This window comes from Vitreoscilla sp. C1, assembly GCF_002951955.2.
Lineage (GTDB): Bacteria > Pseudomonadota > Gammaproteobacteria > Burkholderiales > Neisseriaceae > Vitreoscilla > Vitreoscilla stercoraria.
In genome coordinates, this window is the sequence record NZ_CP019644.2 from 30,072 (window position 1) to 43,340 (window position 13,269).

General features: G+C 46.1%; 16 protein-coding genes. 9 read left to right on the forward strand and 7 right to left on the reverse strand.

Features of this window, described 5'->3' with window-relative positions; all coding sequences use genetic code 11:
- Positions 1 to 16 precede the first annotated feature (16 nt).
- Entirely contained in the window at positions 17 to 751 is a 735-nt protein-coding gene (locus ADP71_RS00135) for an HAD-IA family hydrolase (RefSeq protein WP_019958209.1), read from the reverse strand.
- 78 nt (positions 752 to 829) lie between these two features.
- A complete protein-coding gene (gene ppc, locus ADP71_RS00140) occupies positions 830 to 3,538 on the reverse strand; it encodes a phosphoenolpyruvate carboxylase (RefSeq protein ID WP_104931216.1) in 2,709 nt (902 codons plus the stop codon).
- 302 nt (positions 3,539 to 3,840) lie between these two features.
- On the opposite strand from ppc, the gene groES reads away from it, so the two are divergent.
- From groES to ADP71_RS00175, 7 genes are all read left to right on the forward strand, one after another.
- A complete protein-coding gene (groES, locus tag ADP71_RS00145) occupies positions 3,841 to 4,128 on the forward strand; it encodes a co-chaperone GroES (RefSeq protein WP_019958211.1) in 288 nt (95 codons plus the stop codon).
- Positions 4,129 to 4,133: 5 nt separating this feature from the next.
- On the forward strand, positions 4,134 to 4,526 hold the full coding sequence (locus tag ADP71_RS00150) for a DUF1883 domain-containing protein (protein WP_104931217.1): 393 nt from the start codon (positions 4,134 to 4,136) through the stop codon (positions 4,524 to 4,526).
- Positions 4,527 to 4,553: 27 nt separating this feature from the next.
- The gene (gene groL / locus ADP71_RS00155) at positions 4,554 to 6,191 is read left to right on the forward strand and encodes a chaperonin GroEL (protein ID WP_019958213.1); all 1,638 of its coding nucleotides are present in this window, start codon (positions 4,554 to 4,556) and stop codon (positions 6,189 to 6,191) included.
- A gap of 101 nt (positions 6,192 to 6,292) precedes the next feature.
- The gene (locus tag ADP71_RS00160) at positions 6,293 to 7,039 is read left to right on the forward strand and encodes a Nif3-like dinuclear metal center hexameric protein (protein ID WP_104931218.1); all 747 of its coding nucleotides are present in this window, start codon (positions 6,293 to 6,295) and stop codon (positions 7,037 to 7,039) included.
- Positions 7,040 to 7,117: 78 nt separating this feature from the next.
- Positions 7,118 to 7,582: a pyrimidine dimer DNA glycosylase/endonuclease V gene (locus tag ADP71_RS00165; RefSeq protein ID WP_104931219.1), complete on the forward strand. Its 465-nt coding sequence runs from the start codon at positions 7,118 to 7,120 to the stop codon at positions 7,580 to 7,582.
- Between the two features lie 95 nt (positions 7,583 to 7,677).
- On the forward strand, positions 7,678 to 8,283 hold the full coding sequence (locus ADP71_RS00170) for a glutathione S-transferase N-terminal domain-containing protein (protein ID WP_019958216.1): 606 nt from the start codon (positions 7,678 to 7,680) through the stop codon (positions 8,281 to 8,283).
- Between the two features lie 9 nt (positions 8,284 to 8,292).
- Positions 8,293 to 8,748, forward strand: a complete 456-nt coding sequence (locus tag ADP71_RS00175; RefSeq protein WP_019958217.1) for a ClpXP protease specificity-enhancing factor — start codon at positions 8,293 to 8,295, stop codon at positions 8,746 to 8,748.
- A 53-nt stretch (positions 8,749 to 8,801) separates the two neighbouring features.
- On the opposite strand, the gene ADP71_RS00180 is transcribed toward ADP71_RS00175, so the two are convergent.
- From ADP71_RS00180 to tsaB, 3 genes are read right to left on the reverse strand one after another with little or no spacing between them, the layout of a single operon-like run.
- Positions 8,802 to 9,707, reverse strand: a complete 906-nt coding sequence (locus ADP71_RS00180; RefSeq protein WP_019958218.1) for a uracil-DNA glycosylase family protein — start codon at positions 9,705 to 9,707, stop codon at positions 8,802 to 8,804.
- Positions 9,701 to 10,120 carry a GNAT family N-acetyltransferase gene (locus tag ADP71_RS00185; RefSeq protein WP_019958219.1) on the reverse strand — a complete coding sequence of 140 codons (420 nt, stop codon included), beginning with the start codon at positions 10,118 to 10,120 and terminating at the stop codon, positions 9,701 to 9,703. Before ADP71_RS00185 ends, ADP71_RS00180 begins: the two co-directional genes overlap by 7 nt.
- Positions 10,114 to 10,791, reverse strand: coding sequence for a tRNA (adenosine(37)-N6)-threonylcarbamoyltransferase complex dimerization subunit type 1 TsaB (gene tsaB / locus ADP71_RS00190; protein WP_104931220.1), 678 nt, complete (start codon positions 10,789 to 10,791; stop codon positions 10,114 to 10,116). The genes ADP71_RS00185 and tsaB overlap by 7 nt, the downstream gene beginning before the upstream one ends.
- 28 nt (positions 10,792 to 10,819) lie before the next feature.
- Here tsaB and gluQRS point away from each other — a divergent pair, with 28 nt between their 5' ends.
- The gene (gene gluQRS / locus ADP71_RS00195) at positions 10,820 to 11,734 is read left to right on the forward strand and encodes a tRNA glutamyl-Q(34) synthetase GluQRS (RefSeq protein ID WP_104931221.1); all 915 of its coding nucleotides are present in this window, start codon (positions 10,820 to 10,822) and stop codon (positions 11,732 to 11,734) included.
- Positions 11,735 to 11,822: 88 nt separating this feature from the next.
- On the forward strand, positions 11,823 to 12,098 hold the full coding sequence (locus ADP71_RS00200) for a hypothetical protein (RefSeq protein WP_171460796.1): 276 nt from the start codon (positions 11,823 to 11,825) through the stop codon (positions 12,096 to 12,098).
- A gap of 47 nt (positions 12,099 to 12,145) precedes the next feature.
- On the opposite strand, the gene ADP71_RS00205 is transcribed toward ADP71_RS00200, so the two are convergent.
- On the reverse strand, positions 12,146 to 12,838 hold the full coding sequence (locus ADP71_RS00205; protein WP_104931223.1) for an LrgB family protein: 693 nt from the start codon (positions 12,836 to 12,838) through the stop codon (positions 12,146 to 12,148).
- On the reverse strand, positions 12,835 to 13,179 hold the full coding sequence (locus ADP71_RS00210) for a CidA/LrgA family protein (protein ID WP_104931224.1): 345 nt from the start codon (positions 13,177 to 13,179) through the stop codon (positions 12,835 to 12,837). Before ADP71_RS00210 ends, ADP71_RS00205 begins: the two co-directional genes overlap by 4 nt.
- Between the last annotated feature and the right edge of the window lie 90 nt (positions 13,180 to 13,269).

Consider the following 13,269-nt stretch of genomic DNA (forward strand, 5'->3'; position numbering starts at 1 on the left):
TTGTCTGCTCAGTTGATTAGCTGTTGACTGGTGCAAAAGCTGCATCCACTGCATCGGCAAATGCTGCCAAAGATGGAAACGCCAAATCAGGTGTGACTTCGGCTTTTGGGTCAGGTGTTGCGCCCCAACCGGGTTTGTCATGGCGGCGATTGATCCAAATTGTGTCTAAATCGACGGCTTTGGCAGGAACATGGTCGTGAAATAAAGATTGCGCCACATGCAATAATTGCGCTTTTTCAACCTCTAAATCGGTAATGCGTTCCAATAAAAATTGAAAATTGCGTGCGCTTGGCTTGTAAGAACCAATGGCTTGAGCGGTATTGATTTGGTCAAAATCCACTTGCAAATGTTGGATGCTGCCGGCAACACCTTCTTCATGCACATTTGATAAAATGATGAGTTTGTAATGTTGTTTCAAACGCTGCAAAGCTTCAGCCGAATCTGCAAACGCAGGCCATTGTGGTACGGAACGTCCTAAAGCTTGGACATCGGCATCGTTAATAGGCAAATTCAAGGTTTTGGCGGTGCGGCGAAAAGCGGCCTGTAACACTTCAGGATAAGCCAAACTTGGGTACTCAGCTTCTACAGCGGCTTCGTGATCGGCATAAGCCAATAACAAAGCCTCATCATCCAAATCGGAGCCTTGTTTTTTCGCCCAAGCTGACAACACAGCGGCAATGCCTGCTTCCCAATCAATCAACGTACCGTAAACATCAAAACTCAATGCCGAGTAAGCGGTTAAATCTAACATAAACAACCTTTCTAAATGTGTGTGAAAAGTGTTGCTGCGACAAAAAAGCCCATTCATATAGAATGGGCTGAAAAAGTTTTAACCTGTGTTGCGTAAGCCTTGGGCAATGCCGTTAATCGTGCCGTGCACCAAATTCAACGTATTGGTGCGTTCAGGCTCTGCTTTGAGCTGGTGTAATAAATGAATTTGCAGCCAATTCAAAGCATTCAAAAATGGCATGCGCAACGCCAAAGAGCGAGCCAAAGAGCGATTGTGTATCAACAATTGTTGTGAGCCCAAAATGTCTGCCAAAGCTTGGCGGCTGCGTTGGTATTCTTCTTCAATCAAGCCGAAAATGACTTGTGCTTGTTCTGCATCTTGACCCAATGAAATATACGAACGGGCAATGTCCAAATCGGTTTTGGCCAATACTTGTTCCATGTTGGATAACATCGCTTGGACGAATGCCGAATGTTTGGCTTGGTGGCGTAAAATGTTCAAAGCGTCGGGATTTTGTTCGCACACGGTTTGTACGGCGGTACCAAAACCATACCAAGCGGGCAAAATCAAACGGGTTTGCGTCCAAGAGAATACCCAAGGAATCGCGCGCAAATCTTGAATGCGCGCCAAGGTTTTGCGCGAAGCGGGGCGGCTGCCAATATTCAACGAGGCAATTGCTTCAATTGGTGTGATTTGTAAGAAGAAATCAATGAAACCTGAATGGGTAATCAATTGACGGTAATGCTTGAATGCTGCATCTGACAAGGCTTGCATCAATTCAGTATCAGGGTTTTCAGTGGTATGCGGCAATAAGCTCGCTTCCAAAGTTGCCGCCACAAACGCTTCTAAATTGCGCTGCGCATTGCCTTCATCGGTGTATTTGGCAGAAATGACTTCACCTTGTTCGGTAATACGAATTTGGTTTGCCACCGAGCCAACAGGTTGCGCCAAAATCGCTTGGTAAGAGGGACCACCACCACGACCCACGCTGCCACCACGACCATGGAACAAGCGCATTTTGACATTGTGTTTGGCAAATACTTCGACCAATTGCGCTTCGGCTTGGTACAAACACCATTGGCTGGTGACGTAACCGCCGTCTTTATTGCTGTCTGAGTAGCCAAGCATGATTTCTTGGCGATTGTCACGGCTTTGCAGCAAAGCTTGGTACCAAGGCAAGCCAAACAAATCGTCCATCACCACAATACAACCTTCTAAGGCTTCGATGGTTTCAAACAAAGGCACGATGTTTACGCGTGCGCTTGGTTTGCCATCATCGTCTACCGACAATAATCCCGATTCTTTCAACAACAAAGCCAAGCACAACATGTCGCTGACGGTTTCGCAGTTGGAAATAATCGATTGGTTGATGGCATTTTCACCAAAGCGGTTTTTAATCTCGTAAGCGGCCTGAAAAATCGCCAATTCACGCTGGGTTTCGGCACTGTAAGTGACAAAGCGGTTGAATAAAGGGCGTTGATTCGACAATTCACGCAGTAATACTTGGCTGCGCTGGGCATCGTCCAAACTTAAAAAATCTTCCAAACCTGCATGTTTGAACAAGTCGGCAACTGTATCTGCATGGTGTGCAGCGTGTTGGCGCAAATCCAATGGCATCAAGTAAAAACCAAACACCGATGCGGCACGAATCAATTGTTGCAAGCGACCTTGAGCCAGCAAACGGCTGCCGTTTTGTGTGAGTGAGTCGGCGATGGCTTCCAAATCTGCAATAAAATCTTCCACTTGTGCATAAGGCTCTAACAAGCCCACGCGCGAACCCAAAGTCAAACCCAATGAGCGTCCTGAAGCTACGAGGCGCGCCACCACGGTTGCAAGGGCTCTGCGATAAGGTTCTTCATGACGGGCACGTTCCAAATCAGGAGAGGCATCTGACAATGCACGCACCGCAGGGCTGACACGCACACGGCGGTCTGATAAAGGCAATTCTTTGTAGAGTTCAGCCAATTCATCACGGTAATGGTGAAAAATCACATCGGCTTGTTTTAAAAATGCAAAGCGCAAAGTATCGGCACTGACATTCGGATTACCATCGCGGTCGCCGCCAATCCAACCGCCAATATTCAAAATATTCGGCAATTGAATATCAGGATAAGCGTCCTGTAAGGTGCGTTGCATATTGCGATAAAGCTTGGGTAAGGCTTGTAAAAAACTCAAATTGAAATAACCCAAACCATTGCTGATTTCGTCTTCCACCGTGATTTTGAACCAACGGGTTTCATTGGTTTGCCATAAGGTCAGCAAAGTGGCGCGGATGTTCCATTCCAAATCTTCCAAATCGTGGTTGCTTAAGGTGCGAGAGCGTTGGTCTAAAATGGTGCGAATGTGGCGGTTGATGCCCAAAATGGTTTGGCGCTGTACTTCGGTAGGATGCGCTGTCAAAACCGCAGAAATTTGCGTTTCATTCAAAGCGTCCTGTAATTGTTGGCGGCTTAATTTGGGTTTCAAAGCCGCGACTGTGGCGCGCAAACTGCCTGAATGTTCCAAATCACCTTCTTGTTCGTGGCTCAAGCGGCGGCGTTCGTGATGGGCATCTTCGGCAATGTTGAATACTTGGGCAAACAAACTACATGCACGAATCAATTGTTCGGTTTGGGTGTCGTTCAGCGTCGGCAACCATGTTTTCAAAGTGCTTGCTGCGTCTTGTGTGCGCAATAACTCATTTACCACTTTTAAGACCGTGGCATCGGTTTCATGCTCTAAAACATGCAATAAAGCGCCACTTAAGAAAGACACATCGGCTAAAAGCGGTGCGTCTTTAGGGTTGCTGAGCAACGAGTGTAACAACATACCAACCATTCCTTTCAAAACGAATTGAGTCCTACAACTGATATCATCAAATTATTGTATTGATTTCAGTCTATTAGCATCTAAATTAGTGTGTTTTATCAAGGCTTAATTGTTAATTGTTTGAAATATTAAGGAATTTTTTTTTAAGGCAAGCACTTGAATTTGTCTATATCAGCCTTATCTCGTGCATCAGAGGTTGTTGCAAGTATTCTCATCAAATATGAAATATGAGAATGGCGCACTTATCATAGATTATGATTCAACGCGGATAATCCGCACTCGTTTATTTTGGAGAGTTACACATGGCTATTCGTCCTTTACATGACCGCATTGTTGTTAAACGTGTTGAAGCTGAAGAAAAAACTGCTTCTGGTATCGTATTGCCAGGTGCTGCGGCTGAAAAACCAGATATGGGTGAAGTTGTGGCTGTTGGCGCGGGCAAACGCAATGACAACGGCGAACGCCAAGCTTTGGATGTGAAAGTTGGCGACAAAGTGATTTTTGGTAAATATTCAGGCCAAACCGTGAAAATTGACGGTCAAGAATTGTTGGTAATGAAAGAAGACGAAGTCTTCGCTATCATGGGTTAATCATCATGGCAAAACGAGCACCTGCGGCTAAAAAAGCCGTTGTCACAGACACTGCGCCACGCCCATTACATGAAAATGAACAAACTGCGACTTCGGTCGCTGGTGAAAGCCAAGATACGTTTTTGTTTCGTTTTTGGGAGTTAGGTCAATTAGACGGTGGTAAGCAAGGTGTGGAAATTGGACATGACGGCGCGCCGATAGATTTGTTCGTTTTTGATGAGACCAATTTTGAAGCTTACAAAACAGGTCAACAGCATCAATACTTAGGTGGCTTTGGTATTACGGCGGCTCGCCATTTGTTCCAAATCCCATTCGATGGCAAATGGTTTTTGGCGGCTCGCCCAGTCAATCCGGATGACCAATACGAAGTCGCTTATCGCATTATGAATTTCAATTGAATATAGATTAATTTTTGGAGACGCACCATGGCAGCAAAAGAAGTTAAATTTGGCAACGACGCCCGTCAAAAAATGGTTGAAGGCGTAAACGTTTTGGCCAACGCAGTAAAAGTGACTTTGGGTCCTAAAGGCCGCAACGTGGTATTGGACCGTGCATTCGGTGGCCCACACATCACCAAAGACGGTGTATCTGTGGCCAAAGAAATCGAATTGAAAGACAAATTCGAAAATATGGGTGCGCAATTGGTGAAAGAAGTCGCTTCTAAAACCAACGACATCGCAGGTGACGGCACTACTACTGCAACGGTATTGGCTCAAGCGGTTGTGGCTGAAGGCATGAAATACGTGACTGCGGGCATGAATCCTATGGACTTGAAACGCGGTATCGACAAAGCGGTCAACGCTTTGGTTGAAGAATTGAAAGTGATTGCCAAACCAGTTCCAGAAAAATCAAAAGAAATTGCGCAAGTGGCGTCTATTTCTGCTAACTCTGACACTTCTATCGGCGACATCATCGCTCAAGCGATGAACGAAGTAGGCAAAGAAGGCGTGATCACTGTTGAAGATGGCAAATCTTTGGAAAACGAAGTAGAAGTGGTGAAAGGCATGCAGTTTGATCGCGGCTATTTGTCTCCTTACTTCATCAACAATGCTGAAAAACAAATCGCTGAATTGGATGCGCCATTTGTATTGTTGTACGACAAAAAAATCAGCAACATCCGCGAATTGTTGCCAGTTTTGGAACAAGTGGCTAAAACCAGCCGCCCTTTGTTGATCATCGCTGAAGACGTTGATGGCGAAGCGTTGGCAACTTTGGTGGTGAACAATATCCGTGGCATTTTGAAAACCGTTGCTGTTAAAGCACCTGGTTTCGGTGACCGTCGCAAAGCCATGTTGCAAGACATCGCGATTTTGACCGGTGGTACTGTGATTGCTGAAGAAGTAGGCTTGTCTTTGGAAAAAGCCACTTTGGAAGATTTGGGTCAAGCCAAACGCATCGAAGTGGGCAAAGAAAACACCACCGTGATTGATGGTGTGGGTGGCAAAGAAGTGGTTGACGCACGTGTGAAAGAAATCCGTCAACAAATCGAAGTTTCAACCAGCGAATACGACAAAGAAAAATTGCAAGAGCGTGTTGCCAAATTGGCAGGCGGCGTTGCAGTGATCAAAGTTGGCGCAGCAACTGAAGTTGAAATGAAAGAGAAAAAAGACCGTGTGGACGATGCGTTGCATGCGACTCGCGCTGCGGTTGAAGAAGGTGTGGTACCTGGCGGTGGCGTTGCTTTGTTGCGCGCTCGTTCGGCTTTGGTTGAATTAAAAGGCGACAACGCTGAACAAGATGCGGGTATCAAAATTGTATTGCGCGCGATTGAAGAGCCTTTGCGCCAAATCGTTCAAAACGCAGGCGACGAGCCTAGCGTGGTGGTAAACGAAGTGTTGAAAGGCGAAGGCAACTTCGGTTACAACGCTGGCACGGGCGAATACGGCGACATGTTGGAAATGGGTGTATTGGATCCTGCTAAAGTGACACGTTCTGCATTGCAACACGCAGCGTCTATCGCTAGCTTGATTTTGACCACTGATGCGATGGTAGCTGAAATCCCTGAAGACAAACCTGCAATGCCTGATATGGGTGGTATGGGTGGCATGGGCGGCATGATGTAATTCATGTAGCTATATGTTTAAAAAAACCTCGCTTAGGCGGGGTTTTTTATTTGTCAGTTATAATGCGTATTGAAAATCAAGCGTCCTGTAAGGAGAAGACAATGCAACGCAATGAATTGATGACGTGGATACACAACCAATTACAGGTCGATGTATTCAAAGATTACGCCCCCAATGGTTTGCAATTGCAAGGCAAAGCCGAGATTGGGCATATCACTTGTGCGGTGACAGCGAGCTTGGCGGCAATTGAAGCGGCAGTGGCTAATGGTTCGGATTTATTGCTTGTGCACCACGGCTGGTTTTGGAAAAGTGAACCGACAGTGATTACCGATTGGAAATTCAAACGCATTCAAACGGCGATGCAAGCAGGTTTGAACATTGCAGGCTACCATTTGCCTTTGGATGCGCATCCGCAATGGGGCAACAATGCACAATTGGCGCATGTTTTGGGTTTGAAAATGCAAGCACAATTTGGACATCAAAATTTGTTGGCGCAAGGCGTGTTACAGGACGCTTTGAGTTTGGCGGATTTTAATCAGCAAATTGAAACGGCTTTGCAGCGCCAACCTACTGTGATTGGGCGTCCTGAAAAACCAATCCAGCATGTGGCTTGGTGTACGGGTGGGGCGCAAGGCTTTTTTCAGGACGCGATTGATGCGGGCGTGGATGCTTATATCACGGGCGAGATTTCGGAAGCGCAATACCATTTGGCGAACGAAACTGATGTGGCGTTTATTGCCGCAGGACACCATGCTACCGAGCGTTACGGCATTCAAGCTTTGGCTAGCGCGATTGAAGTTGAGTTTGGCATAGCGCATCAATTTTTTGATGAAGCCAATCCTGCTTAAGCAAAGCCTCAGTCCAATCTTCATCACACCGCTTTATGGCGGCGTTATTGGCTTGAATGTCTAAAAAAAGGAATCAACATGCGTTTGTGGCACCATGATTTGCTGCCGTATTTACCGCGCAGCCAGCTTTTAGCACAATGGCGTGAGTTAAACAGCATTTATGCCAAAGAAGACCAACATGTGTTAATCAATTATGTTTACGAATATCCGAAAGAGGATTTGTATGCATACAGTTTGATGGTGGTTGCGCAAATGCAAGCGCGAGGCTTTCAGATTCGGGCTTGGGACAAGTATGAGGCATATTTTGCAGCTTACAGGACGCTTAAACCATCGCAATTACCTCGTCAGCCTTTTGCCAAACACCATGACGGTGCATATTTGAATGTGTGTTTTTTCAATTTGTATGAAAAGTGGGTGTGTGGGCAAAAAGATTATCCTATTGAATTGTTTGAATCTTTAAAAAATTTTTGGTTGACGAAGACCGCAGCGCAAAACAGCGATAAAGAAGTTTTTTTAAACAGCTTGCTCCGAAGTATATCTTGATTGGATTCAATGGCTTAAACTCTTAAACTGGCTTTTTTGATAAAAATTTCTTATAATACAAAAGATTAACTTTTTTAGTAGGAGTGCTCTTTATTATGATGATTTTATATTCAGGTATTACTTGCCCATTTAGCCAACGTTGTCGCATCGTGTTGTTTGAAAAAGGCATGGACTTTGAAATCAAAGACGTGGACATTTTCAATAAGCCAGAAGATTTGGCTTTGATGAATCCTTACAACCAAGTACCTGTTTTGGTAGAGCGTGATTTGGTTTTGCATGAGTCTAACATCATCAATGAATACATTGATGAGCGTTTCCCACACCCTCAATTGATGCCAGCCGATCCGATTCAGCGTGCGCGTGGTCGTTTGTTCTTATACCGTTTGGAACGTGAATTGTTCAGCCATGTACAAGTGTTGGAAAATGCAGCCAGTACCAAAAAAGAGCAAGAACGCGCGCGTGATGCGTTGACTGAAGGTTTGACTTTGATTGCGCCTGTGTTTGCCAAACAAAAATACGTTTTGGGCGAAGAGTTTTCGATGATTGATGTGTCTTTGGCACCATTGTTGTGGCGTTTGGATCATTACGGTATCAAATTGGGTAAATCGGCAGCGCCTTTACTCAAATATGCAGAGCGTTTGTTCCAGCGTGATGCCTTTATTGAAGCATTGACGCCAGCTGAAAAAGCGATGCGCCGTTAAGGAAACATCATGACGACTTCAACCAAACCTTATTTGGTACGTGCTTTGTATGATTGGTGTGTGGACAATGGTTTTACGCCACACATTGCGGTTTGGGTGAACCATTACACCCAAGTGCCGCGCCAATTTGTGCAAGATGAGCAAATTATTTTGAATATCAGTCCAAGTGCCTGCAAAGGCTTGTTGATAGACAATGAGTGGATTCATTTTGAAGCACGTTTTGGTGGTAAAGCAGAAGACATTTGGATTCCTGTTGGACATGTTTTGGGCATTTTTGCACGCGAAAACAATGCGGGCATGGGTTTTGATGTGGAAGCATATGAGCCTGAAGAGGCACAACAGCCCACAGAAGAGACCACGCCTGAAATGGCATTGTTGTCCAAATCAGAACATGCAGAAGTCACAGATGCACCACATGAGGATACAGAAAAACCTGCAAGCAGTTTCTTGAAAATCGTCAAATAAGTCAAAGTCAAAGCCGCTGATTCAGCGGCTTTTTTGATGTCTGTTAAATCATTTTATAAGTGTGGTTGCAGTTTTTGCAAAGTTTCCCACGCGCTGCGTTTGATGGCAGGATTGCGCTGCATTTTAGAAGGGTGGGGAATGCGGAACAAGCGTTCGCTACCGCACCATTCTTGCAAACGTTGCCACAAGCGTTCTTGGTTTTCAGCCAATAACAATACAGGTACTTTAGGCAACAATTGCAACTCACGTTCTAAATACGAGCGACATTGCGCAGCATGGTGTTGCTTGGCGACCAATTCTAAATTCGGTGAGCATTTGATGGCACTGGTCACATACACTTGCTGCGATGTCAGACCGATGGCTTTAATCAATTTTTGCCACATTTCCATAATCTCACCACTGAGCAAATGCCCATGGATGTCATCTTCCAAAGACGGCTGCGGCAAGACCACAATCAAGCGACAATCGCTGATTTCGTGCGCAACCAACGCTTGGCGCCGATTGGCAGACAAATCACACAATTGGCAATGGCGAATTTTGTGTGTCAAGCTGGTCAATGTGTCTTGGCTGTAATCGGCTTTGGTGCTGGTCGTTGGAGTTTTTGCGGCTGTGGTGGTGGTTTTGGGATTTTGATGCTGCGCTTGGGCAATGATGGCCAATAAATTGGCAGCACGTTGCGTGACTTTGCGTTGTACGGCTTCCGCTGGCACAGGCTTGGTTTGCGGTGCAGGTGTGGGTGCAGGTGTTTGGATGGGAATGGCTTGGGCAGCTTTGGGAGTAGGACGCTGCTGTAAAGCGTCCTGTAACACCGAAGTGGTCTCGATTGCTAACACAGGTGCAGCAGTAGACACAACAGTCATCGCATGCTCAGGCGCATCGCAAACATAAGCCTCATGACTGAGCCACATTGGACCTAAACCCAATGCTTGGTGCAAATGTATGTGTTGCCCACTTAACATGACCACTCCAAAATCAAAGCATCTTCACGCCCTTCGTCACAAACATAATATGCGCGGCGAATGGCAATTTGTTGAAAGCCTAAAGAGGCATAAGCGCATTGAGCGGTGCGATTGCTGGCGCGCACTTCCAAGAAAATGCGTTGGTTGTGTTGCTGCAAATAGGCAATCAATTGCTTGGCCAAACCTTGGCGGCGAAAAGTGACAGCGGTATTGATTAAATAAATTTCCGCTTCTGCAAACAAACTTTTGCTCACTAGCATAGCGACAATGTGACCATCGTGTTCTATGACATCGATACTGTCTTGCGCTAAGCTTTGTTGCAATTGCTTGAGCGTCCATGGATGTGGGTTACAGGCCGCTTCTAATGCCGCCAATTGTGGCAAATCATCACCGTTTGCAGGGCGCATCAACATGTTTTGCGAGCAGCTTGTTCGATGGCGGTTAAGGCGACTTTGTTGCGCACATAACGCAAATGCACGGCGCTGGCGTCGGTGGCTTCAAAACGACCGCTCAAAGCCAAATTCAAATAATCAACTGCCGTTGGCATGTCTGAGCGTCCTGTAACAGGCAATTGTTCGGCATACACATTATAAGCATTGCCGATGCCTGTGGCGGTCGTGATGCCTTCAGGCAAGGCAATGTCTTGGGCTTTACCGACCATGTCTTCGCTTAAACGCGTCAAGTTTTGCGTATTGAACCAAGCATAAAATACTTCGCCCATGCGCGCATCGCTGGCAGCCAATACATACGCTTCGTTGGTTGCCAATGAAGCGATGGCTTCCAAACAGTCGATGCCGATTAAAGGCAAATTTTGTGCCAAAGCCAAACCTTGCGCTACGCCCAAACCAATACGCAAGCCCGTGAAAGCACCAGGACCTTGTGCATACACGATGCAACCTAAGTCTTGGCGACTTAAGGATGCTTGTTTTAACAAAGCGTCTAAAGCGGGTAAAATCAAGGCAGATTGTTTGGTACCGACTTCTTCATGGTGTGACCATGTTTGACCTTGTGAAAAAATGGCCAAAGATAGGTACGAAGTAGAAGTGTCTATTGCCAATACGGGGCGGGAAAAATCAGCATTCATTGCAAGTTATCAGCACTACATTAAAGACATGATTATAACAGACTCAAAACCATACATAGGCAGATTTGCACCCAGTCCTACAGGACGCTTGCACATTGGTTCATTGTTAACTGCGGTGGCATCGTTTCTAGATGCCCGTTTTCACCAAGGCACTTGGTTGGTGCGCATGGAGGATTTGGACCCACCGCGTGAAATGGCAGGCGCTGCGGACGATATTTTGCGCACCTTAGAAGCGTTTTCACTCATGTGGGATGGCGAGGTGATGTACCAAAGCCGACGTGATGAGGTGTACCAAGCGGCATTGGAGCAATTACAACAGCAAGATGTGATTTATCCTTGTTTTTGCAGTCGCAAAGACATTGCGGCGGCTGAACCTGTGATGGGCGTGGATGGCTGGGTGTATCCGCGGCGTTGTGAAGATGCGAGTTTGCGCAAGGTCAAGGTGGACAAACAAGCTGCGTGGCGGGTGCGTGTGCCTGATGCGGTGTTTGGGTTTGATGATGCGATTGTGGGGCATTATGAACAGAATTTGGCGCAGCAAGTGGGCGATTTTGTGTTGAAACGTGCCGATGGTTGGTGGGCGTATCAATTGGCGGTGGTCATGGATGATGCAGAACAAGGCATGACGCATGTGGTGCGTGGGCAAGATTTGTTGGTGTCTACGCCTCGTCAATTGTATTTGCAGCAATTATTAGGCTTGCCTCAGCCGCATTATGCCCATCTGCCTTTGCTCACCAATGCAGAGGGAGAAAAGTGGTCTAAGCAAACTTTGGCACCTGCTTTGAATCAGCAAAATAAAGAAGTTTTGATGAATCAAGTCTTGGATATTTTAGGACTGCCTAAGCGTCCTGAAAGCCAGATGTCGTGTGAACAATTGTTGCAATGGGCAACGTTGTATTGGGATATGAGTCAGGTGCGTCCTGAAGCGAGAGTGGTGGTGTAAAATTGCGTCATGGAACTTGAAATATCTTTGTCACCTCTCATATTCTATTGAGTATAAGCAAATTTATTTTTGTGTGAGGAGTGGGCAAATGAGCAAATTGGCGATGTTACTGCGTGCGGTCGGTCGCAATCCCGAATCCAAAGCGGCGGCTTTGGCGACTGCCGCGACAACAGGGATTGCAGTGGCCAAATTTTTAGGTCGGCGTTCGATTTATGGGGCTGTTGCTGGCGTGGGTGTGAGTTTGATTGCCAAAAAAATGGCCAAAAAAAGTTTGCAGCGCAAACATGCTGATTCTGCCAAAGACGTCATCATTGATCATGCGCCTTTGCAGCCCGACTCGAATGCACCTAAGCGCAAACCTTAATTCATGACAGTATTAAAAAACCGCCTTAATCAGGCGGTATTTTAATATCAGCCAAATAACCATGGAATCAAATAAGGCGCAATTGCAGCGCTCAAAATGCCATTGAAAATCAAGCCCAAGGTGGCGTAAGCAGCGTATTCAGGACCTTTTTGCCATGCGGCATTGATGCCCAGTGCATGTGAAGCCGAACCCAATGCCAAGCCTTGTGCGCTGATGCGGCGAATGCGTGCAATTTCCAGCAATTTAAAGCCAATAATTTGTCCAACCAAACCTGCAAAAATGACACCAACCGCAGTAATGGCAGGAATGGCGCTCAAGCTTTGGGTGATTTCCAAGGCAATGGGATTGGTCACTGATTTGGCTGCCAAAGACAGTGCCACAATGTCCGATGCGCCAAATATTTTCGCCAGCCAAACACCTGAAACCAAGCCAACCATCGCACCGATGAATTGTGAAACCGTAATCGGCAGCCACAATTTGATGATTTTGTCGCGTCTTTGATACAAAGGTACTGCCAAAACCACTACCGCAGGCTTGAGCCAAAACGCCACCATGTCGGCACCTGCTTGAAAATGGCTGTAATCAATGTTGAGCAATTTCAAATAGGCAATCAACACCACCGTACAAGTCAAAATCGGCGGCAGCCACACGCTGCCTGAAGTTTTGCGCAACCACAACGCAAATTGGTACACCGCTAAAATCGTGAACAACATCCACAAAGGTTGGGTTAAGAAGCTCATGAACGCTCCTTAGGTGCCAACAATTGTTCTATCCAACCGACCACCCAAATCAGCAAAACCGAGCTCAATACGCTGGCGCCCAAAAGTGCAAAAAAATCTTGTTGAATCAAGTCCAAATGGGTAATCAATGCCACGCAAGGCGGAATCAAAAACAAAGCCAAATGTTGCATTAAAAAGTCGGTAATCGTCGTCAATTCTTCTATTTTGACCCAATTCCATTGCAAAGCCAAAAACAAGGCAATCAATCCCAAAACACTGGCAGGCAATGGCCATTGGGTCAGATAAACAATGGCTTCTCCGACTGCCAAGGCAGCAGAAATCGCCAACAAGCCTTTAATCATGTTGCTCCTTTGTGCATGTATTGATTTTTTTATAGATAAACAAGCGTCCTGTAAACCTTACAGAACGTTTGTTTTATTTGATAAGCATAA